Raw genomic sequence first — 21323 nt, forward strand, 5'->3', positions numbered from 1 at the left:
GTCCGGCCTCGCGCCGGACCGCCACGGTCCCCCGACTGTCGCGCCGCGTGCGCGGCCGACGTTCAGTTTCCGCGCGGTTTGGTGAGGGTGAGGACGGTGACGCCGGAGCTGAGCGTGCGGACCTGCGCGGTCTCGAAGTGCTGTTCGGGATCCTTCGCGTTCCAGGCGAGGTCGTTCGGTCCGGCCTTGGCGCCGACGATGACGGGGTGCACCCAGAGGTGGAGCGTGTCGACGAGCCCCGCGGCGAGCAGGGTGTGGGCCACCGAGCCGAAGCCGTAGCTGAGGATGGCGCCGCCGTCCTCCGCCTTGAGCTTGGTGACCTCCTGGACGAGGTCGCCGGTGAGGAGCCGGCTGTTGTTCCAGCCGGCCTCGGTCAGCGTGCTCGAGACGACGTACTTGCGCATGCCGTACATGTGCCGGCTGAAATCGTCCTCGCCGGGCTCGGCCCAGTTCTGGGCGAAGCCCTCGTACGTCGCCCGCCCCTGGAGGAGGCCGTCGGCACCGGTGAGGATCTCGGTGGCGAGTTGGCCGGCGTCGTCGGAGAAGTACTTCATCGACCAGTTCTGCGGGTTCTCGATGACCCCGTCCAGGGAGATGTACGTCGTGAGGATCAGGTTGCGCACAGGTTTCCTTTCATGGTTCCTGACGAAGACCGCCCGGCCGTCGGAGTACAGGAGTAGACCAGGAGCCGGCTACACACCGGTTTCACCTCGGCTACACCGCTGAGCTCACGCCCGGTACGACGACAACCCGGCCAGCTCCCGTTCGAGGTCAGCCGCTCGCTGCGGCTCGGTGAATCGCATCTCGCCGAGCACCTGGGACCACGCGACGGCAGCCCCGTCCACATCCCCGAGGGCCCGGAGCGCCCCACCGCGGGCCCGGAGCGCGGTCGGCCGGACCAGCCCGTCCTCCATGCCCTCGACCAGCTTGATCGCCTCGTCGGCGTACTCGAGCGCCGCTTCGGGATGCCCCGCGGTCGTGGCGACCTGAGCCAGGTTGGCCAGCGCGAGCCCGACGTGGAAGCGCGCCCCCTGGGCCCGGTAGATCTCGATCGCCTCGCGGAGGTGCTCCTGCCCCGCGTCGCACCAGTCGACCGACTCGGACTCGATGGACGCCAGGTTCACGAGGGAGTGCGCGAGCCGGAGCGGGAACTCGGGCAGGCCGCGGGCGAGGCGCACCGACTCCTCGCAGGTCGACCGAGCCGCGGCCAGATCGCCCGTCGCTTGGTGGGAGGTTCCCATCGCGGCGAGGATCGTGGCGGCGAGCCGCCGGTTGCCGGCGGACCGGGCGAACTCGAGGCCGCGCCGATGCCAGCCGAGGGCAGCGACCGGATCGCCGCCGACGTTGCTGGCGACGCCGGAGAGGAAGTGGGCCAATGCCTCCTTGTCGGGGTCGCCCAGAGCGCGTGCGGCCTCTCGGGCGATCCCCGAAGTGACCGACTGCTGCGCGGAGTGCGCGTACGAGCTCTGGAAGTCACCCAGCAGCGCCGCGAGGCTCCAAGCCGACTCATGCCAGCCGCGACGGCCGGCCAGGCGGACGACCTCGACGATGGCGTGCTCGGACCGCAGATACCACTCGGTGGCTCCGTTCAATCCGTCGGCCGCGCGAGGCGACACCGGCGCGGGCGGTGGCGTCGCCGGCCGGAGAGCCGGATTCGCGTACGCCGTCGACCGTGACACCTGCAGCGTGGCCAGGTACCAATCCGTCATGCGCCGGAGCGCCTCGTCATCGGGTTCGGCCACCTCGGCGGCGAAGCACGCGACCAGGTCGTGGAAGCCGTAGTGGTCGGACCCGACAGGGTGCATCAGATGGACGGCGACGAGCCGGTCGAGCAGCTGACGGGTGGCCGGCACCGACCGGCCGAGCAAGGCTGCGGCTGCGTGGGTCTCGACGGTCGGCGTCGGGTGCAGGCCCAGAATCCGGAACGCGCGCCTGCTGTCGTCATCAAGAGCTGTGTAGGACCACGAGATGACCTGACGTGGATCCGCCGACGGGTCGAGCGTGTCGGCCAGGACATCGAGCCGAGGCTGATGTGACCGAAGCCGGGAGACCGCAGCCGCGATCGACCGATCGGGGTCGTCGGCAACGACCTGTGCGGCTACTACCAGCGCCAACGGCAAGTGGCCACACAACTCCGCCAGCTGCCTCGCGGCCTCCGGTTCGTTGCTGACGGCTGCCGACCCGAGCGCGGCGGTGAGGACAGCCTGCGATTCGTCGACGCTCAACGTGCCGACGGAGTACCGAGACGCACCTTCACGCACCGCGAACCCGCGCAAACTGTTGCGGCTGGTGACGATCGTCGTGCACCCCGGGCCAGGCAGGAGCGGACGCAGCTGGTCGGCATCCCGAACGTTGTCCAGGACAACCATCAGTGACTGGTCGGCAGTCTGTGTTCGCCACAGAGCACTTCGCTCCGCGACGGTCGGCGGGAGCGACCGGCTGGCGACTCCGACTGCCTGCAGCATCATTCCCAGAGCCGTGCCGGGCTCCATGGGCTGATCCGGGCCGAAGCCGCGCAGATCGAGGAAGATCTGACCGGCGGGGCACTCCGGTGCCAGGCGGGCTGCCCAGCGCAGGACCAGCGCCGACTTGCCGACGCCACCGGGACCGTGCAGCACGAACGTTCTCGATCCGGCTTGCCACAGCTCGTCGAGACGGGTCAGCTCGGTCGTCCGGCCGGTGAAGTGCTGTGGGGACGCGGGGAGCTGATGGGGCACCGGACGTTGGACAGCAACGGTCTCGTCCTCGCCGAGCAGGTCCAGATGTAGAGCCCGCAGTCGTGCGGAGGGTTCGGTCCCCAGCGCGTCGACCGTGAGCGCGCGTGCTTCCTCGTAGGTGGCGAGCGCCTCTGCGCGTCGGCCGCTCCGCGCGAGGGCCAGGATCAGTCGTTCCCACAACGACTCGCGCAGAGGATGAACGCCGACCAGATCGCGCAGGTCAGCGATCCAGCGGGCCGCGTCCCCGGTCCGGAGATCGAGATCGAACAGGCGCTCCTGGGCGACCAGTCGCAGCTCCGTCAGGCGGGCCATGTGCTGCCGGACGAGGGCATCCGATCCGACTCCACCGAGCGCGGTTCCCCGCCACAGCATGAGCGCTTGCGTGAGCGCCGTACGGGGCTCGGAATCGTCGGCTCGCCTGATCAGGTCCTCGGCGCGCAGGGCGTCGACCTGTGAGCGGTCGACGTCGAGGTAGTACCCACCAGGACCGGTCCTGACCGCCTCGCCGACCGATCGGCGCAGGCGGACGACGATCTGCTGCAAGGCTCTCCGGGGGCTCTCGGGCAGCTGCTCGTCCCACAGTTGGTCTGTGAGCGTCTCGACCGGGACCACGGTGCCGGCCGCCAGCGCCAGCGCCGCCAGCAGGACTCGCTGGCCGCCCGCGGGTACGGACACGGGATCGCCGGACCTCCGGACCTCGAACGGCCCGAGCAACGAGATCTCGAGCTCACTCCCAGATGTCATCGACCCTTTCCTCGACCCCGCGGCGAGACGCTGTCTTGAGGGTTCAGCGTACTGGCTCCTTCGCGGAGCCTCCGACCCGCACACAGGATGTTGCCTTGGTCAACGTCACGCCCGCCGCTCCGGTTGTGCCCGGTACGTCGGACTGCTCCGAGCCGCCCCTGGTCGTCTGCCAGTGCCGTAGCAGCGGCAGCAGCCGGGCTCGGCCGCGGGCACAGCGGCTCTTCACCGTACCCGGCGCACAGCCCAGGATCGCGGCCGCTTCCTCGATCGAGTAGCCCTCCATGTCGACCAGCACGAGCGCGCTGCGCTGGTCGGAGTTGATCTGCTTGAGCGCGTTCAGCACGTCCAGCCGGCGCTCGCGGACCTCGGCCGGGTCGTCCTCGGCCGGGCCGGCCAGCTCGGCCGCGCGGTCCTCGTCCTCCGGCAGCGGGTCGGCGGCGCGGACCTGGCGGCGGCGGATCCGGTCCAGGCAGGCGTTCACCACGATCCGGTGCAGCCAGGTGGTCACCTTGGCGTCGCCGCGGAACGAGTCGGCCCGCCGGAACGCCGAGATGAACGCCTCCTGCAGCGCGTCCGCGGCCTCCTCCGGCTCACCCAGCGTCCGGATCGCGACCGCCCACATCCGGTCGTAGTGCCGCCGGACCAGAAATCCGAACATCTCCGGGTTGCCGGCCACGTGCCTGCTCAGGAGTTCGGCATCGCTCAGCTCGCAGGCGGCCTCGTCGACCCACGAACCGGATGAACAGACCGCCCTGCGCGAGATCCGCGGTGACATGGCTCCACCTTCCTCACTGCCATCGTCGATTGCTGCGCGCGACACCCCCTACACGCAGCCGTCCCCAAGACGGTTCAGGGTCAGCTAAAAGGGCTGGTTCAGGGGGTTCGGTTCGTTGAGGGTCGCGGTATGAAGAAGCTCATCTGCGCACTCGTCATCCTGGGCGCGGTCACCGTTTCGGCTGGTCAAGCCGGCGCGGACCCGGGCCCGCGACCAACCACCTACATCGTCTCCCGGGACCAGGGCGTCCTCCCCGAGAGCATCTCGGTGAGCCGCGACGGGACGATGTACGTCTCCAGTTTCGGCACCGGCGCGATCTACCGTGGCAACACCCGCAACCCGATGATGCACGTCTTCAAGCCGGCGGGCGCCGACGGCCGGATCAAGGCCTCCGGGGTCGAGGTCGACCGGCGCGGCCGCATCTGGGTAGCCGGGTGGGACACCGACACGATCTGGGTCTACAACCCCGACGGTTCACTCCTGGCCAAGCGCACGGTCCCCGACACGGGATCCGCACTGAACGACCTGATCGTGACCGATGAGGCTGTGTACGTGACCGACTCGTTCACCGGGTCGCTGTGGCGGGCGCCGGTGCGCGGATCCCAGATCGGCGAGTTGTCCCGCTGGCTGTCGTCCGAGGACTTTCCGGCTCAACCCGGGTTCCTGAACGGGATCGTGGGAACACCGGGCGGACGGATCGCGCTCATCGCCGATAGCGTCGAGGGATCCGGCCTGCCAGGTGACGCCCGCCTGTTCCGCGTCGATCTACGCACCCGAGCGGTCACCGAGGTCGCGGTCAGCGGAGGCTTCCTGGTCACTATGGACGGACTGTTGCTCGAGGGCCGGCGGCTTTACGCGGACGTCAACTTCCCTGACGGGCAGGGCAACACCAACTACGCGGTCGACCTGGCCGTTCTGAACGCGGACCTGACAGCCCTTCGGCTGGTCCACAGGTCTGGGACAGCCCCACGGACGCAGGCCCCGACCGCGGTGGCGCGAGACGGACGAAGGCTGCTGTGGGTCAACAGCCAGTTCGGCGGGAATCCGCCTGCACCACCGTTCACGGTGACCGAGGTCCCCGGCATCCGCTGACCTGCTCCCGTCCGGTACGGCCCCGGTGCTACATCGGCGCCGTACCGGCGGCCCGCAGCAACGAAGCACCAAGCGGGGTGAGCGTGTGCCGCACCGCGCTCCCGGCACGATGGGTGCTGATCAGACCGGCCGCTCGCAGTACCTTGGTGTGCTGGCTGGCAGAGCCGAGCGAGATCGCAAGGCCATTGGCGATCTGGCTCGTGCTGCGACCACCACGCACGTGCGCGAGCACTTCGGCGCGGCGTCGGCCCAGCAAATCGGCCAGCGGTCGCTCAGTCGTGAGCTCGACCGGAAGCCGGTCGATCGGATAGCGGATCCTCACTGGCCCGCCAGGGCTGTTCTGAAAACTCGGCACCGGCGCCAGGTACGACGGGACCAGCACCAGGCCGCGCCCGCAGGCCTCCAGTTCGACGTCGTTTCCGCCCGGACATTCGTACGACAACGACGACGCCTCCCAGCGCAGATGCGGGCTGAGGGTTCGCAGAACCTGGTCGATGCCCTGGTCAACCAACGTGGTGCCACGTGCCGCCCGATCCGCATGCACCGCGGCCGTGATCTCCGGCCAGTATGGCGCGAGCGCGACCTGGTGGAACGCGATCATCGCCGCGCCCAACTGCTCCAGTGCTGACCGGTCGCCGGCTGCCAGCGCGGCGGTACGCGCCGGCAACTCACCGGCGTCGACCCGCGGCCGCAGCTCGGCCCGCAGTACGTCGCCCGGCGTCGCCAGCACCTGCTCGACCTGCCGGTCGAAGTGCTGGTTCCCAACATCCACCGACATCAGGAAATCCGGCGCCCAGCGCGGCACCGCCATCAGGTCCAGGAACGGCCGCATCACCGGCCGCAGCGCCGCCCGGGTCCGTGCGTACCAGGTTTCGAGATGTCGAGGCACACCCGGCTGCACCAGCCGCCGGCCCGCCGCCACGAGCTCCGTCGACAGCACCGGCTCCGGACGCACCACCGTCCGCGCAAGGTCCAGCGCACTCAAGTGCAACGTCAACACAGGCCCACGCTATGCACCATTCAGCAACAACCGAAAGCCATTGCACGACACCCGAATCCCGACGCCTCAACCGGCGTCGGTGGTGAGGAAGTACTCGGCGTAGGGGGTACCGGCGAAGTGTTTGCCCATCAGCTCGGACCACAGCAGGACCGATGACAGCGGACGGTGGTTCACCACGATGCGGGCCGCCTGGCCGTCCTCGTTGAAACGGATGACGACGACGCTGCCGATGGGTTCGCCGCGGACCATCGAGGTGTAGTCCTCGACGAATCCGGCGCTTCCGTACGGCCCCACGTAGATGAACTCCTGGTACTCGTACAGCGTCCGCGCGAAGCCGAGAATCTGCCGGATCGCCTCCGGTCCCTGCGGGATCCCGTTCAGCACGGATCCTTCCATCGTCACGTCGTCGGCGAGGTTGTCGAGCCAGTCCGGCCGGTAGTCCCGGCGGTGTTTGCTCGCGTCGCCACTGCCCAGGTACGTCGTGAGGTTCACAGCTGTCCTCCTTCGTCGCGGATCCTGTGTCCAGGCTGGACGGTTCGCGACGCGGTCACACCAGGGTGTCACCCGGGTCGTGTACCCCTGTCCCCGGCGAGGGCGGCGTGGAGCTGGCGGCGGGAGCTGATGCCGAGCTTGTCGAAGACCCGGCCGAGGTGCCATTCGACGGTGCGTGCGGACAGGAAGAGCTCCGCACCGATCTGCGGGTTCGAGAGCCCGTCGCGGGCGAGTCCGGCGACGAGCGCCTCCTGGGCCGTGAGCTCGGTGGCGGTGTCGACGGCGCGCTTGCGCGGCGCGGCTCCGGTGCCCAGCAGCTCACGTGCGCTGCGCTGCCCGAACCCGGCCATGCCCATCGTCGCGAACATCTCGTCGGCGGTCGCGAGTTGTTCACGGGCGTCGGTACGGCGTCTGGCGCGGCGGAGCCACTCGCCGTACAGCAGGTGTGCGCGGGCCAGCTCGGCGTGGACCCTCGATCGGCCGAGCCGCTCGATCGCCTCCCGGAACGCACCTTCGTCGTCGGTCACCAACGCCCGGGAACGCGCCGCGATCCCGAGGGCCCAGTCGGTGCGGCAGGCCCGCGCCTTCATCGTCAGCCGGGCCAGCGTTTCCGCCGCGATGTCGAGGTGTCCGGTGCGTACGGCGGCCTCGATCAGCTCGGCCATCGCCCAGTTGTGGGCGACGAATTCCTTCGGGTCCAGGCACGCGTTCCGGCCGGCGTCGAAGGCCTCGCCGTACCGGCCGAGGCTGTTGCAGAGGACGGCACGGGAGTACTCGCAGATCGCGACACCGATTCCTTCACCCCGGCCGGCCGCGCCGCGTCTGGCGCTGTCGATGAGCTCCAGTGCCTCGCGCGCCTGCCCGCGCCACGCCGACAGGATCAGCGCACCGTACGGCGCCTCGGCGATGCCGGCCGCGGAGAGCACCGATCGGGCCTCCTCGGCCAGTGTGGCGGCGGCCGTGAGCTGACCGCTGAAGACGAGGACAGGCGTGTGGGAACCGAGCGCGAGCGGCAACTCGGTGAGCGCACCGGTCTGCCGGGCGGTCCGCAGGTGCCGTTCGGACAGCACGAACGCGCTGTCGTCGTCCCACAGCTCGAACGCGAGGACGGAGCCCTGCCACAGCCAGCGCAGTGCGGGCCGACCGCCGCCACGGAGGGCGTTGAGGGCCACGGTGCCGAGCGGTACAGCGGTGGCGTAGTCGTCGGTGATTGCGGTGAAGGCATCCAGCAACAGGTCGCCCGGCGTGGGCTCGGCATCGTGGGGGAGTGTGGCGCTCTGCGCGGCGAGAGCCACCTCGCCGGTGCCGACTCCCTCGTCGAACCGGCCGGCGAACTGGGCCGCGGAGAAGGCGTCGAGGTACGTCTGCCGCGCTGCCGGAAGGTCAAGCGGCTGCAGGCGCCGGGCGGCGGCCAGCAGAAGCAGCATGGCCTCCTTGCCCCGGCTCGATGCGAACGCCAGCTGGGCCCGGATCAATTCGATCTGTGCGTGCTGTGCCTCGGTGAGCGGCCCGGCTTCGGCGACGGTGATCATGGATCGGGCGCGGTCGAAGGCGCCTGCCAGCACGTTGGCGGAGGCCGCGGCGAGGGCGCGCCGGGTCAACTCGGGCCGGCCCGGGGTCAGCTCGGTCGCGCGGGTGAGGAACGCGGCGGCGGCGGCCAGACCGGCCCGCGCCGCGGCGCGGTCCGCGGACCGCTCGAGTTCGGAGGCAACCTCTTCGTCGGGCGCTCCGGTGGCGCGGGATCGATGCCACGCCCGCCGGTCCGGATCGGTCCGGCCGTCGGTCACGTCGGCGAGCGTCCGGTGCGCACGGCGGCGCTCGGCGGTGGTGGCCGCCGCGTAGACCGAGGAGCGGGCCAGCGGATGGGAGAACGCCACCCGGCCACCGATGCGCAGGATCCCGGTGTGCACCGCCGGCGTGGCCGCGTCCATCGTCAGGCCCAGGGCGCTCAGCGCGCGGTGGATCAGCTGCAGGTCGCCGACGGGGTCCGCGGCGGCGACGAGCGTGAGCAGCCGGGTGTCGTCGGGCAGCCCGTCGAGACGCCGTACGTAGCTTCGCTCGATCTTTCCGCTCAGCGACTGCGGATCGCCGGGCAGGCCGAATCCGCCGGCCAGGTCGGTCTCGCGCCAGGTGCGGGGCAACTCGAGCAGTGCCAGCGGATTGCCCTGACTCTCGGCGAGGATCTGGTCGACGACCCCTGCGTCCAGCGGGCCGTGCAGGTGATCCATCAGGAGTGGCCGGGCCTGGCTCTCGTCGAGGCTCTGGACGAGGGTCACCGGCAAGCCGTCGAGTGCGTTCGCGGCTGGTCCCGGGCGCGCGGCGCAGATCAGCGCGATGCGCTCGGCGAGGAGGCGGCGAGCCACGAATGCGAGGATCTGGGCGGAGGCGTCGTCGAGCCACTGAGCGTCGTCCACGAGGCAGAGCAGCGGCTCCTGGTCGGCGGCCTGGGCCAGCAGTGTGAGCGTGCCGAGGCCGATCATGAACCGGTCCGGCGCCCTGCCGGCGCCGACGCCGAACACGGTCCGCAGTGCATCGCGCTGGGGCGCCGGTAGCTCGTCGAGCTGATCCAGCAGCGGCGCGCACAGCTGTTGCAGACCGCTGTACGGCAACTCCATCTCGGACTCGACGCCCGCGGTCGTCAGCATGCGCCAGCCGGATACGTGGCCGGCCAGATAGGTCAGCAGGGCGGTCTTGCCGACTCCGGGTTCGCCGACCAGGACGAGCGTGCGACTGGTGCCGGCGCCCACGTCGGACACGAGCCGGTCGAGCTCGTCACATTCGTCACCCCGTCCCACCAGCTCGGTCATCGATCTAGGTCGCCTTGCGCAGCGCGGGTGCGAGTTCGCGGCGGGAGGTGATGCGTAGCTTGGCGTACACCTTGTGCAGGTGCCATTCCACCGTCCGCGGGCTCACGTACAGCTGTGCCCCGATCTCGCCGTTGGTCTTGCCGTCAGCAGCGAGCCGGGCGATCTGAACCTCCTGCTCGGTGAGCTGGTTCAGGCTGTCGACGACCCGTCGGCCGGTCTTCTCTGCGCTCGCCGCAAGCCCGCGCCGGGCGCGGTCGGCGAACGCCGCTGCGCCCATCGTCGAGAACAGGTCGTAGGCGATCCGTAGCTGGTCGCGGGCGTCCGCGGGGCGGTTCCGGCGGCGCAACCACTCGCCGTACAGGAGATGCGCTCGCGCGAGCTCAGGGCGAAGCCGGGTCCGGCCGAGGCGCTCGATGGCCTCGAGGTACAGGTCGCCGGCCGCCGGTGCGTCGTTGAGCAGCGCTCGGCAGCGTGCCAGGATGCCCAGGCCGAAGTCGGTCCCACCGGCCCGGGTGAACCCCGACAAACGGGCGAGGGCGTCGGCGGCGACGTCGGAGTCCCCGGTGCGTACGGCGGCCTCGATCAGCTCGGGCAGGGCCCACATCGAGATGTGCAGCGCATAGGTGTCGTCAGCCGCTGACCGCGCCGCGGTGAGCGCCTCGGCGAACCGGCCGTTCCCGTTGTGGAGCACGGCCGCGGCCCAGTGCCCGTACGCCACGGCGATGCCTTGGCCACCGGCCTCCGCGGCCGCGATGGTGCCCTCGATCAACGGCAGTACGTCGGCCGCGCTGCCTCGGAGAGCCCCGAGCAGCATCGCGGTGAACGGAGCCGCCCGGGCATTGGTCACCTCGCAGATCGCATCCGCCTCGAACATCAGGGCGGAGGCCGTGGCGAACTCGCCGGCCCAGACCGCCGCGGTACCGAGAGCGCCGAGCATCACGGGCAGTTCGTCGAACGCCCCCGCCTCACGAGCCCACCGGACCTGGCGCGAGACCAGCGTCCGCCACGCGTCGTCGTCCCACAGCGCGCTGGCCGCGGCCTGTGCGAGCCATCCCCAGCGGAAGGCCTCCTCCTTGGTGATCTTCGCATCCATGAAGGCTGTCAGGGCGCGACGCAACGCCGATGCCGCGACGGCCGGTCCGTCCGTCACGAGCAAGGTGAGGCCGTCCAGGACCAGGTCGATCGTCCGTGGCGCAGTGCACGAGGGCAGGGCGCGGGCCGCGCGACAGACCTCGAGGAGGTCCCCGGCACCGGCCAGTCTGCCGGCGAACAGGGCAGCCATCCAGGCGGTCAGGTACGTCTCCCGGGCCAGGTCGGGGTCGAGCGACTCGAGCCGCTTCGCTGCCTTGAGCAGCAGGGGCGGTGCGTCACTGCCCAGTCCCGACGCGAACGCGACCTGTCCGCGGAGCAGATCGACCCGGGCACTCGCGTCCTCGGTGAGCGGTCCGGTCTCAGCGATGGTGAGCAGTTCCTGCACCTTCTCGAACGCACCTGCCTGCAGACTCGCCTGCGCCGCGGTGAGCGCGCGCTCGGTGTGTCGCGCGGGATCGGCGGTCAGGAGGGTCGCGCGCTCCAGGAAGGCCGCGGCCGCGGCCAAGCCGCCCCGGGCTTGCGCTCGCCCGGCGGAGTGCTCCAGCTCGGCAGCGACCGCTTCGTCCGGGCTGGGTGCGGCGGCAGCGCGGTGCCAGGCTCTCCGGTCGGGGTCGAAGTCCGGATCGGTCGCGTCCGCGAGCGCGGCGTGCAGCCGTCGCCGCTCGGCGAATCCGGCCGACCGGTACGCGGCCGACCGGGCGAGCGGATGCCGGAACCGGATCTGTACGCCGAACTGGACCAGGCCGGCCTCGACGGCCGGCACGTCCGCGTGCGCGTCGATACCGAGCAGATCCGCTGCCCGCCGGACGAGCAACCGGTCACCGGACGGATCGGCGGCGGCGAGCCGAAGCAGCTGCTGGGTCTGGTCGGGAAGCGCGCTCAGTCGCCGCGCGAAGCTGTCCTCGATCCGATGGGTCAACGGTGTGCCGCCGGGCAGTCCGAAGCCGCCGGCCAGGCGCGCGGGTGACAGGCTGCGCGGCAACTCCAGCAGGGCTAGCGGGTTGCCGCGGGTCTCGGCCACGATCAGGTCGCGCACCCTGGGATCGATGGGCCCGGGCAACGCCGACTCGAGCACTGCCCGCGCCGCGTCGTGCTGCAGGCCGGGGAGCTCGAGTTCGGGCAGTCCGGCCAGATCGGCAGCCGGTTCCCGTACGGCGAACACCAGGCCGACCGCATCGGCGCCCAACCGCCGGGCGGTCACGCCGAGAACCTGCAGGGAGGCTCGATCCAGCCAGTGCGCATCGTCGACCACGCACAGAAGTGGTCGCTCACCGGCCGCCTCGGACAGCAGGCCGAGCACAGCGAGACCGACCAGCAGCCGATCGGGCGCCGGTCCCACGGCGATCCCGAGCGCGGTCCGCAACGCGTCGTACTGCGGCGCCGGGAGCCGGCCCGCCTGGCCGAGCAGGGGAGCGGACAACTGCTGCAGGCCGGCGAACGGGAGCTCCATCTCCGACTGGGTGCCGCTGATCCGCACCACCCGGCAGCCGGCCGCCGCCGCGCCGGCGGCCAGATACTCGAGCAGGGCGGACTTTCCGACGCCGGCATCCCCGTTGACGACCAGCGCCTGGCTCCCGCCGTTCCGGACGGCATCGGTCAGCTTCTCCAGCCTGGCGCACTCGTTCTCCCGGCCTCTGAGCCCGGACGTCCGGCTGCGCTGCGTCGAGATCATGACGATTCTTTCCTCCGGGACGGATCGTTCAGCCGAACGTGAAGGCGCACGCTCGCACGCCCGCGGTCCGGAAGGTGACGTCGAAGGTTCGGTCGACGACCGGCCCGGGTTGGCGGACGAGCTGGTAGAGCCGCGGCGCGTCGAGCACACCGTTGCCCTCAGCATCGACATCGACGCCGTGCGCGGCCCCGGGCGGTCCGCCGTCGACCCGCACCTGGAACGGGACGCGGCCGTGACCGGACCTCATCACCAGGTTCAGGTCGCGGGCATGGAAGCGGTAGCGAATCGTGCCGTCCGGCAGGTTGAGCACGACCTCCCGTCCGGTGATGGTCCAGTTCCCGGCCAGCGCCCACGCGTTCAGCGGCAGCTCGGGCGGTACGGCGTACAGGTGGCCGACGTCGAGGACCGCGCCGTTGGGTGAGGCGAAGTTCTCGGTGCGCTCGGAGCCGAGGTAGTTCTCGGGAGACCAGAGGTTGGTCCAGTCCGCCGCGGCCTCGACACCGGTCGGGTCGACCTGCACGAAGCCGGCGTCGAATCCGTCGCGTCCGGATTCGGCCACCAGCGTCTGGATGATCGCTTCGGACTGTTCGTAGTCGCCCTCACCGAACTGGTGATGCCGGATCTGTCCGTGCACGTCGACGAAGTACAGCGCCGGCCAGTAGCGGTTGTGGAAGGACGTCCACACGTCGTACTCGTTGTCCACGACGACCGGATAGTCGATCCCGAGCTCGTGGACCGCCCGGCGGACGTTGTCGAGGTCGTGCTCGAAGTCGAACTCCGGAGTGTGTACGCCGATCAGCAGCAGGCCGTGCTCGTGGTACTTCTGCTGCCAGGCCCGGAGGTACGGCGCGGTGCGCAGCCAGTTGACGCACGTATAGGTCCAGAAATCGACCAGCAGGACGCGATCTCGCAGCACGTCCGGCCGTGGGTTCAACCAGGTGGTCGCCCGGTCGAGGGCGGCCAGCGGCGCCGCCTTGTCACCATCGGCGACGGACGGTGAACGCGTCCACCCGATGCGCCAGCGCCTGGTTCGGTTCATCGAGACCTCCGCCCGTTTCCTGCTCAGGATGCTGGACGGTGGACGGTGCTCGCATCGGCCAGTGGACAGTCCGTTCACGGGACGAGCCGGTCGCTACACCGTGGTGGGGTCGCGGGGGAGGACCGCGTCGAGTTGAGCCCGGGAGGTGATCTCGAGCTTGGTGAACACCTTCGCCAGGTGGTACTTGACCGTCCGGGCGCTCAGGAACAACCGGGCGCCGATCTCCGGATTCGAGAGGCCTTCACGGGCGAGCTCCGCGATCAGGGCCTCCTGTGCGGTGAGCTCCACGGTGGGTGTGCCGACCCGCTTGCGGGCCCGTTCGCCGGTTGCTGCGAGCTCGTGCCGGGTGCGGTCGGCGAACGCATCCATGCCGATCGCGGTGAAGAGGTCGAGCGCCGACCGCAGGTGCTCGCGCGCGTCGACGCGCCGGCCTTCGCGGCGGAGCCACTCGCCGTACAGCAGGTGGCTGCGTGCCAGCTCGGGGCGGATCCGCGTCCGGCCCAGGCGTTCGATCGCCGTGCGGTACAGCGGCTCGGCGGCGGGGCCGTCCGTCAGCAGGGCCAATGATCGCGCCTCGATTCCGAGCCCCCAGTCGGTGCCGCTCGCCCGGGTCGTCTCGACGAGCCGGGCGTACCCGGCCTGGGCGAGTTCGGTCTCGCCGGTCCGTGCCGCCGCCTCGATCAGCTCGGGCAGGGCCCAGACGGAGATCCAGGGCTCGAAGGGGTCCGAGGTCGCTCGGCGGGCGGCTGTGACGGCCTCGTCGTACCGTCCGAGTCCGTTGGCGAGCAATGCGGCGGCCCAGTGCGCGTTGGTCGCGGTGATCGACTGTTCCCCGGCCCGTCCGGCAGTGGCCGTGATCATCGCTCTCGCCTCGTCCTCCTTACCCTGCAGAGCGAGCAGCCGGAGCGCGATATGTGGCGCGACCCGGCTACCGGTCGCCGCGGCGATCGTCTCGCCCTCGGCGATCGCGATGGCTGCGGTCGCGAAGTCGCCGCTGAGCAGCGCGGCGGTGCCCTGGACGGTCAGGATGACCGGCAGCTGCGCGAGCGCACCGGCGTCGCGGACCAGCTGTACCGTCCGGTCGGCGATCGCGAGCCGGCCGTCGTCGTCCCAGACGGCGATGCTGACCGCGGCAGCCAGCCATCCCCAGCGCAACATGTCGTCGACCGAACGCTCGCCGCCGGCGAACATCCGGGCGGCGCGCAGCAAGGTCTGCGCCGAGGCGGCGTGTCCTTCGGTGACGAGCACGGCCAGCCCCTCGAGCAAGAGCGCGAGCGGTTGCGGATCGCCCGCCGCCGGAAGCTCCCGGGCCGCGCCGCAGATCCGCAGCAGGATGCCTTCCTCGGCGAGATGCCCGGCGCCGACCGCGGCGGCCCAGGCGTTCAGGTAGGTTTCGCGCGCGAGCTGGACGTCGACGGTGGACAGTCCTTGCGCGGCGTCGAACAGTAGGCGGGGAGCCTCGGTCAGGCGGCCGGACGCGAAGGCGACGTGGCCTCGCAGCAGGTCGGCCTGTGCACGCTGCCAGTCCGTGAGTGCGTTGGTGTCCATGGTCGTCAGCAGTCCGAGCGCCGCGTCGAAGGCGCCGGCCTGGAAGCTCAGCTGGGCGGCCGCGAGGCTGCGCTCGGTACGCCGTACAGGGTCGGCGGTCAGCCCGACAGCCCGGCGGAGGAACGCCGCGGCCGCGGCCATCCCACCGCGCGCCTGGGCCCGGCCGGCGGACCGCTCGAGCTCGGCGGCCACGTCCTCGTCCGGAGCAGCGGTCGCGTGGGCCCGGTGCCAGGCCCGGCGGTCAGGCTCGGCGTCCGGATCCGTGACCTCGGCCAGGACGCGATGAACCTGCCGCCGCGCCTCCGGCGTCATCGATCGATAGGCCGCGGATCGCACCAGCGGATGCCGGAACCAGACCCGGGCACCGACCTCGAGGAGACCGGCCTCGGACGCGGGAGCCACCGCCTCGGCCGGGATGTCCAGGCGCTCGGCGGCCCGCCAGACCAGGACCGGATCGCCGACCGGCTCGGCCGCGGCGAGCGACAGCAGGTCCCTGGTCCGCTCCGGAAGGGCCTCCAGCCGGCGCCGGAAGCTCGCCTCGATCCGGCCCGCCAGCGGTACGGCGTCGGGCAGCGCGAACCCTCCCGCCAACTCCGCCGGAGTGAGGCCGAGCGGCAGCTCGAGCAGTGCCAGCGGATTGCCGCCGGCGTCGGCGATCAGCCGATCGGCCACCTGCGCGTCCAGCGGTGCGGTCAGCACCCCGACCAGCATGGCGCGCGAGTCCTCGTCGTCGAGGCCGTCGACGGTCAGCTCGGGCAGACCGGCGAGGTCGGCACTCAGTGTCCGCGCCGCGAACACCAGGCCAAGGGACTCGGCGGCGACCCGGCGTGCCACGAACCCGAGCACCTGCGCGGAGGCGCGGTCGAGCCACTGTTCGTCGTCGATCACGCACACCAACGGGTGGTCCTCGGCCGCCTCGGCCAGGAGGCTCAGCGTCGCGAGCCCGACCAGGAAACGGTCGGGCGGTGTCCCGGAGCTCAGGCCGAACGCCGTCCGCAACGCTTCGGCCTGCGGGCGCGGGAGCTGCTCGAGGCGGTGCATCATCGGCGTCAGCAGCTGGTGGAGTCCGGCGTACGCCAGCTCCATCTCGGACTCGATGCCGGCTGCCCGCGCCACCCGGCATCCCGAGGCGGTGTCGGCGAGGTGGTTCAACAGGGTGGTCTTGCCGATGCCGGCGTCACCGTGGACCACGAGCGCCCGTCCACGTCCGGCGCGGACGTCCTCCAGGAATTCGTCCAGCGCATGCCGTTCCGCCTGCCGGCCGCGCAACGGTGCGGCCCGGCGCGGTCCGCTGAACGCCCGCCTCCGACCTGGTGCCACCATGAGTCTCCCCCTCGCTCTACGAGCGAGAGACTTCACTGTAATCCGGTCGGTCGGGGGTGGACGAGAGGCCGCCGGGCACAGGTCCGCACCAGACGGCCGGGACCGTGCCGATCAGGGCGGGTCAGGCGGCGGGGCGTTGGGTCAGGTCGGACCAGCGGGGGTCGTCGTCACGCCAGTGGTTGAGCAGGGCGTCGACGGCCAGCCGGTGAATGGTGGGATCGAGCACGCCCTGCTCGGTCGCTGCGTCGAGTACGCCGAGGTAGGTGGCGACCGATTCGAGCGGGAGCTCCGCCGCGGTCGCGGTGACCGAGGTGCTGACGTCGCGCATGTCGACCAGGGCGAAGGCTCCGACGAGGACCGCACCTTCGTGCTGGAGTTCGCGGGCGAACGCCTCGAGCGCCGTGCCGGTCGAGACAGCGTCGTCGACCAGCAGCACCCGGCGGCCCGCGACGGCTGCGCCGCGCACCCGCGGTTCGTGGTCCTCGTGCCCGACGTACCCGGGCTTGCGGACGAAAGCGAACCGAAGGTCACCGGTGAGGGCGACCGCGACGGCGAGCGGGATGCCGCCGGTCTCCGCACCGACGACCACGTCGACGTCAAGCCGGCGGGCGAACGTCGCTCCGGGTACGGCGAGGTCGTGCAACAGGCGCGGGTCGCCGTACGCGTTCTCCACCGACAGTGGGTGCAGTGGCAAACGCGTCGTCATGTCCCAGTGCGAGACGCCCGGACGGACCAGCCCCGGGACGGCGGCGAGTCTGGCGAGCAGGTCCTGGTCCGGTGCGGCAGGCGCACCTGACCGGTCGGCCAAATCGCCGAGCCGCACTCGGTGCGCGTTGGCAACGTTCCGCTGCGGTGGGAGCTGTGGGGATGTCATGCCATGACGGTCCCGTCTCCCATGGTGCGTTCGCGCCGGGGACAACCCCTGGCGCTTACCCTGGTCCCCCCGTGCTGATGCTCAAGGCACGGAGGCTCGAGCTGGTCCGGTGTCACCAGCCGGCTCCAGCGCGACGGCTACACCGTGGTCGCCCCGGCACTCCCGTTGCGCGGGATCGCGGCCGACACGTCGTACCTGCGCGGCGTCCTGGCCACCATTCCCGGTCCGAAGGTGCTCGTCGGTCATTCGTACGGCGGCGCGCTGGTCAGCCAACTGGGCGACACCGCCGGTGTGAAGTCGCTGGTGTACGTGGCCGCCTTCATCCCCGAGGCGGGCGAGACGCTCGGTGCGCTGAACTCGCAGTTCCCCGGCAGTCAGCTCGACCAGGTGCTGACCCCGATCAGCTACCCCGGCGGGGTCGACCTCGCGGTGAACCCGCAGACGGCAGGTCCGGTTCTCGCGGCGGACATCCCGGCGCGGCAGGCGGCCGTTTTCGTGGCGGCGCAACGGCCGGTCGTGGCCTCGGCGTTCACCGAGCCGGTCGAGCAGGCCGCTCCCGCGGCGTTGCCGAAGTACGCGGTCATCCCGACCGGTGACAAGGCGATCGCGCCGGCCGCCGAGCGGTTCATGGCTGACCGGGCGGGCGCGAAGAAGGTCGAGGTCCAGGGCGCGTCCCACCTGGTCGCGGTCTCGCAGCCCTCGGCGGTCACCCAGGTGATCGAGCGAGCCGCCCGTTGATCCACCCCCGGCGGAATGAGCCGACCGGTTCATTCCGCCGGGGCGAACCCGCTCCATCGACGGGGCGGACAGCCCGGCGTGCGACAGCCGATCACCGCGAGCGAGGCCGACGTACGGCGAATCAGGCGCCGGGCCAGCGCCGGTTCGAGCCGGTGGAGGTTCCGTCCGCGGCCGAGCACGACGAGCGCTCCGTCACTCCTCCGGGCCTCGTTCACCAGCAGGCGCACCCGTCCGCCGGTGACGATCCGCAGTTCCGACCCGCGCGCGGCCGCTTCGGCCGCAGCCCACTCCAGCGACTCCTGAGTGCCGATCCCGTCGTCGAGCAGCAGAATGACCGGCCCAGAGTCGGCACCGGTGGGCGAGCCGTGCACCTGGTGTGACGCGCCCGGCCAACCGCTGAAGAGCTTCATCACGCGCCTCCCAGATCGTGTTTCGCACCTGAGACCACCCTCCTGCCCCACGACCCCGGGTCGCACCAGTGACCAGCACTGGCGAAGTCCCCTGGTGCCCCCGGGACCTCGGGCTGCTCGTTCCACCCGGACCTCGGCCGCTGACGCCCGGGTGGCGGGACTGTCCACTGGCCGATGCGAACCCGGTGCCCTGACGAGCAACGTGGTCGGCGGGCCGACCGGAAGGAGCTGGACATGAATGTCAACGGCAAGGTGGTCGTCGTCACCGGCGGAGCCGGCGGGATCGGACTCGCACTGTGTACCCGGTTCGCGCGGGACGGCGCGCGCGTCGTCCTGTCCGACCTCGATCCGGCGGCCTGTGCGACGCGGGCCGCGCCGATCGGAGCGTTCCCGGTGGCAGCCGATGTCGGGCAGGAGGAGGACGTCGCGCAGCTGGTCGCGGCCACGATCGAGCGCTTCGGCCGGATCGACCTGTTCGTGTCGAACGCCGGGATCGCGATCGACGGTGGCATCGAGACGACGACCGGGCAGTGGCAGCAGATCATCGGCGTCAATCTGATGTCGGAGATCTTCGCGGCGAAGTACGCGATCCCGCACATGCTGGCGCAGGGGAGCGGCTATCTGCTCAACGTCGCCTCGGCCGCCGGCCTGCTGGTCATCTTCGACACCGTCTCGTACACGGTGACCAAGCACGCGGCGATCGGCTTCACCGAGTGGCTGGCCGCGACGTACGTCGATCAGGGCATCGGCATCAGCGTCCTGTGCCCCGCGGCCGTCCGGACGCCGATCCTGGCCGGCAAGGAGGCCACGCCGGAGGGGCAGGACGCGATCACCACGGAGCAACTCGCCGAGATCGTCGTCCAGGGCCTCGCCGAGGAGCGCTTCATGATCTCGACGCACCCCTGGGTGCTCGAGAAGTTCGCGGTCAAGGGCCGCGACTACGAGGGGTACATCGCGATGATGCGCGCCGGCCGCGCCGCGCAGTTCGCCAGTTCCGGCGCGGCCTGAGGGTAGTCGAGGAGGAGACGACAGATGGCAACCGTTCAACCGGAGACCCGCTCCGATCAGGGAGCTGACGACAAGCTCGAGCAGCTGCGGCAGTTGTTCGCGGACGCGCCCGAGATCGGGAAGAAGGCGCTGGACGCCGTACTCGACCAGCTCGCGTCGCAGGTGACGGCAGAGCTGCCGCCGCCGGTGCAGAGCGCCGGCCGGGTGGGCAGTCGGCTGGGGAAGGTGTCGGAGCTGACGATCATCGTGCCGTTCGCACCGGGCGGGGCCGAGCGGCTGCGGGCCTTCCTCAAGCTGTTCGGCGGCAACCTGGCCGGCGCGGACGACGTCGGGACCGTGCACGACATGCGCTTCGTGTTCCTCGACAACGACACCAAGATGCTGTTCGCCACGGCGTACGACGGCGACTGGGACGCCTACATCGACGACTTCGCGACGAAGATCCCCGAGTTCCTGGACATCATCGACTCGGCCTGGCTCGACTGGCCCGGGATCCGGAGTCCGGAGGCGAAGGACTACCTGGCGAAGTACCAGGTCACGGCCGAGGGCTGGTACGTCGCCAACGACCTGACCGTGGCCGAGACCCGGCGGCTGCGGCGGGTCGGTGCGGCCGTCGACGAGTTCCTGGACAAGATCGGGGACTAGTGCCATGACCCTCGCCCTGCCGCGCGGCGCCGTCGCCGTGGAGCTCGACGACATCCAGGCGACGGTGCTGCGCTACCGGCCGGAGCCGTACTACGGAACCCACGTCATGCTCCACGTCGACGACGCGCGGGCCGGGCGGAGGTTCCTGCGGGACGTGACGCCGTTCGTCGACTCGGCCGCCGACTGGTGGCAGGCCGACGGGCCGTGGATCGCGGTGGGGCTGACGTACTCCGGGCTGGCCGCTCTCGGCGTACCGGACGATTCGCTCCGGAGCTTCCCGGAGGCGTTCCGGGTCGGGATGGCCGCCCGCGCGGACCAGCTCCGTGACCGCGGCGTCAACGACCCGGCGAACTGGGAACCGCATTTCGGCACCGGAGCCGTCCATCTCGGCGTCAGCGTGTTCAGTGACTCCGAGGACGCGTGGCGCCGGACGATGACGGTGGCACGGCACCACTACCGAGGCCTGACGGTGTTGTCCGAGCAGGACTTCGGTGCCCAACCCGGTGCGCTGAACTCGCTCGGGTACCGGGACTCGATCGGGCAGCCGGCCGTCGAGGGAAGCGGTGTGCAACCGCTTCCCGGCCAAGGGCCCGCGATCAAGGCCGGTGAGTTCGTCCTGGGGTACCCCGGTGAGTCCGGCGTACCCCTTCCGGCACCGGAGCCGGACGTCCTCGGCCGGAACGGCACGTTCGTCGGTCTGCGCAAGTACCAGTCACGCGTCGGCGCGTTCAACCGTTTCCTGCGCGCCCACGCGACGTCCGACGAGAGCCGTGAGTTGCTCGCCGCGAAGCTGGTCGGCCGCTGGCGGTCGGGCGCACCGCTCACCCTCGCGCCGGACCGCGACGATCCCGCTCTCGGCGCGGATCCCTTGCGAAACAACGATTTCACGTACGCCGCCGACCAGGCCGGCCACCGTGTGCCGCTCGGCGCCCACATGCGCCGGATGAATCCACGGGACACGCAGATGCAGATCCTGGCCGACGTCGACATCCACCGCGTCATCCGGCGCAGCACCGCGTTCGGCGCGCCGTACGACGCCTCCGCGGTGTCGGCCCAGGACGACGAGATCCCCCGCGGGCTCTACTTCCTGTTCATCAGCGCGAAGGCGATGGCGACGATGGAGTTCCTGCAGCAGGAGTGGATCAACAACGGCAACTTCATGAACCTGGGCGAGGAGCGCGACCCGAACGTCGGCGTGCAGGAACCCGGCGCGAGTTTCACGATTCCGCGCGACCCCGTCCGGCGCCGGGTCCACGGTATCGAGACCTTCAACGTGCTGCGTGGTGGCGAGTACTTCTTCCTGCCGTCGCTGTCGGCGCTGCGATGGCTCGGAGAGGAGCACTGACC

Annotated in this window: 16 protein-coding genes; 5 read left to right on the forward strand and 11 right to left on the reverse strand. The window is 71.0% G+C overall.

Features of this window, described 5'->3' with window-relative positions; translation table 11 throughout:
• Positions 1 to 62: 62 nt before the first annotated feature.
• The 3 genes from ACQPYZ_RS09695 to sigM all read right to left on the reverse strand — a co-directional run bounded on the left by ACQPYZ_RS09695 (position 63) and on the right by sigM (position 4236).
• A complete protein-coding gene (locus ACQPYZ_RS09695) occupies positions 63 to 623 on the reverse strand; it encodes a dihydrofolate reductase family protein (protein WP_433167112.1) in 561 nt (186 codons plus the stop codon).
• A gap of 105 nt (positions 624 to 728) precedes the next feature.
• Positions 729 to 3461: a BTAD domain-containing putative transcriptional regulator gene (locus ACQPYZ_RS09700; protein ID WP_433167113.1), complete on the reverse strand. Its 2733-nt coding sequence runs from the start codon at positions 3459 to 3461 to the stop codon at positions 729 to 731.
• Positions 3462 to 3504: 43 nt separating this feature from the next.
• Positions 3505 to 4236 (reverse strand): RNA polymerase sigma factor SigM, encoded by a 732-nt coding sequence (sigM, locus tag ACQPYZ_RS09705; RefSeq protein WP_433167114.1) that lies wholly within the window; start codon positions 4234 to 4236, stop codon positions 3505 to 3507.
• A 129-nt stretch (positions 4237 to 4365) separates the two neighbouring features.
• Here sigM and ACQPYZ_RS09710 point away from each other — a divergent pair, with 129 nt between their 5' ends.
• Complete coding sequence (locus ACQPYZ_RS09710; RefSeq protein WP_433167115.1) at positions 4366 to 5328, forward strand: SMP-30/gluconolactonase/LRE family protein; 963 nt, start codon at positions 4366 to 4368, stop codon at positions 5326 to 5328.
• 28 nt (positions 5329 to 5356) lie between these two features.
• Here ACQPYZ_RS09710 and ACQPYZ_RS09715 read toward each other — a convergent pair whose 3' ends face one another.
• The 7 genes from ACQPYZ_RS09715 to ACQPYZ_RS09745 form a co-directional block, all read right to left on the reverse strand.
• Positions 5357 to 6328 carry an ArsR/SmtB family transcription factor gene (locus ACQPYZ_RS09715; protein ID WP_433167116.1) on the reverse strand — a complete coding sequence of 324 codons (972 nt, stop codon included), beginning with the start codon at positions 6326 to 6328 and terminating at the stop codon, positions 5357 to 5359.
• Between the two features lie 66 nt (positions 6329 to 6394).
• Entirely contained in the window at positions 6395 to 6820 is a 426-nt protein-coding gene (locus ACQPYZ_RS09720) for a hypothetical protein (protein WP_433167117.1), read from the reverse strand.
• Positions 6821 to 6888: 68 nt separating this feature from the next.
• Entirely contained in the window at positions 6889 to 9627 is a 2739-nt protein-coding gene (locus ACQPYZ_RS09725) for an AAA family ATPase (protein ID WP_433167118.1), read from the reverse strand.
• A 4-nt stretch (positions 9628 to 9631) separates the two neighbouring features.
• Positions 9632 to 12391: a helix-turn-helix transcriptional regulator gene (locus ACQPYZ_RS09730; RefSeq protein WP_433167119.1), complete on the reverse strand. Its 2760-nt coding sequence runs from the start codon at positions 12389 to 12391 to the stop codon at positions 9632 to 9634.
• Positions 12392 to 12419: 28 nt separating this feature from the next.
• Positions 12420 to 13430: a hypothetical protein gene (locus tag ACQPYZ_RS09735; RefSeq protein WP_433167120.1), complete on the reverse strand. Its 1011-nt coding sequence runs from the start codon at positions 13428 to 13430 to the stop codon at positions 12420 to 12422.
• Positions 13431 to 13523: 93 nt separating this feature from the next.
• On the reverse strand, positions 13524 to 16301 hold the full coding sequence (locus ACQPYZ_RS09740; protein ID WP_433167121.1) for an ATP-binding protein: 2778 nt from the start codon (positions 16299 to 16301) through the stop codon (positions 13524 to 13526).
• 121 nt (positions 16302 to 16422) lie between these two features.
• On the reverse strand, positions 16423 to 17175 hold the full coding sequence (locus ACQPYZ_RS09745) for an orotate phosphoribosyltransferase (RefSeq protein WP_433167122.1): 753 nt from the start codon (positions 17173 to 17175) through the stop codon (positions 16423 to 16425).
• Positions 17176 to 17319: 144 nt separating this feature from the next.
• On the opposite strand from ACQPYZ_RS09745, the gene ACQPYZ_RS09750 reads away from it, so the two are divergent.
• Complete coding sequence (locus ACQPYZ_RS09750) at positions 17320 to 17913, forward strand: alpha/beta hydrolase (protein WP_433167123.1); 594 nt, start codon at positions 17320 to 17322, stop codon at positions 17911 to 17913.
• A 29-nt stretch (positions 17914 to 17942) separates the two neighbouring features.
• Here ACQPYZ_RS09750 and ACQPYZ_RS09755 read toward each other — a convergent pair whose 3' ends face one another.
• Positions 17943 to 18323, reverse strand: a complete 381-nt coding sequence (locus tag ACQPYZ_RS09755; RefSeq protein ID WP_433167124.1) for a hypothetical protein — start codon at positions 18321 to 18323, stop codon at positions 17943 to 17945.
• Positions 18324 to 18557: 234 nt separating this feature from the next.
• Here ACQPYZ_RS09755 and ACQPYZ_RS09760 point away from each other — a divergent pair, with 234 nt between their 5' ends.
• From ACQPYZ_RS09760 to ACQPYZ_RS09770, 3 genes are read left to right on the forward strand one after another with little or no spacing between them, the layout of a single operon-like run.
• The gene (locus ACQPYZ_RS09760; protein ID WP_433167125.1) at positions 18558 to 19331 is read left to right on the forward strand and encodes an SDR family oxidoreductase; all 774 of its coding nucleotides are present in this window, start codon (positions 18558 to 18560) and stop codon (positions 19329 to 19331) included.
• Between the two features lie 24 nt (positions 19332 to 19355).
• Positions 19356 to 19976, forward strand: a complete 621-nt coding sequence (locus ACQPYZ_RS09765) for a hypothetical protein (RefSeq protein ID WP_433167126.1) — start codon at positions 19356 to 19358, stop codon at positions 19974 to 19976.
• A gap of 4 nt (positions 19977 to 19980) precedes the next feature.
• Positions 19981 to 21321 carry a Dyp-type peroxidase gene (locus ACQPYZ_RS09770; protein WP_433167127.1) on the forward strand — a complete coding sequence of 447 codons (1341 nt, stop codon included), beginning with the start codon at positions 19981 to 19983 and terminating at the stop codon, positions 21319 to 21321.
• Positions 21322 to 21323 lie beyond the last annotated feature (2 nt).

The organism is Kribbella sp. CA-247076 (assembly GCF_050942445.1).
GTDB lineage: Bacteria > Actinomycetota > Actinomycetes > Propionibacteriales > Kribbellaceae > Kribbella.

Excerpts from the sequence above, each read along its gene's own strand:
- ACQPYZ_RS09700 (WP_433167113.1), bottom strand. The coding sequence starts at position 3,461 with ATGACATCTGGGAGTGAGCTCGAGATCTCGTTGCTCGGGCCGTTCGAG.
- sigM (WP_433167114.1), bottom strand. The coding sequence starts at position 4,236 with ATGTCACCGCGGATCTCGCGCAGGGCGGTCTGTTCATCCGGTTCGTGG.
- ACQPYZ_RS09710 (WP_433167115.1), top strand. The coding sequence starts at position 4,366 with ATGAAGAAGCTCATCTGCGCACTCGTCATCCTGGGCGCGGTCACCGTT.
- ACQPYZ_RS09725 (WP_433167118.1), bottom strand. The coding sequence starts at position 9,627 with ATGACCGAGCTGGTGGGACGGGGTGACGAATGTGACGAGCTCGACCGG.
- ACQPYZ_RS09730 (WP_433167119.1), bottom strand. The coding sequence starts at position 12,391 with ATGATCTCGACGCAGCGCAGCCGGACGTCCGGGCTCAGAGGCCGGGAG.
- ACQPYZ_RS09735 (WP_433167120.1), bottom strand. The coding sequence starts at position 13,430 with ATGAACCGAACCAGGCGCTGGCGCATCGGGTGGACGCGTTCACCGTCC.
- ACQPYZ_RS09740 (WP_433167121.1), bottom strand. The coding sequence starts at position 16,301 with ATGGTGGCACCAGGTCGGAGGCGGGCGTTCAGCGGACCGCGCCGGGCC.
- ACQPYZ_RS09745 (WP_433167122.1), bottom strand. The coding sequence starts at position 17,175 with ATGACATCCCCACAGCTCCCACCGCAGCGGAACGTTGCCAACGCGCAC.
- ACQPYZ_RS09755 (WP_433167124.1), bottom strand. The coding sequence starts at position 18,323 with ATGAAGCTCTTCAGCGGTTGGCCGGGCGCGTCACACCAGGTGCACGGC.
- ACQPYZ_RS09760 (WP_433167125.1), top strand. The coding sequence starts at position 18,558 with ATGAATGTCAACGGCAAGGTGGTCGTCGTCACCGGCGGAGCCGGCGGG.
- ACQPYZ_RS09765 (WP_433167126.1), top strand. The coding sequence starts at position 19,356 with ATGGCAACCGTTCAACCGGAGACCCGCTCCGATCAGGGAGCTGACGAC.
- ACQPYZ_RS09770 (WP_433167127.1), top strand. The coding sequence starts at position 19,981 with ATGACCCTCGCCCTGCCGCGCGGCGCCGTCGCCGTGGAGCTCGACGAC.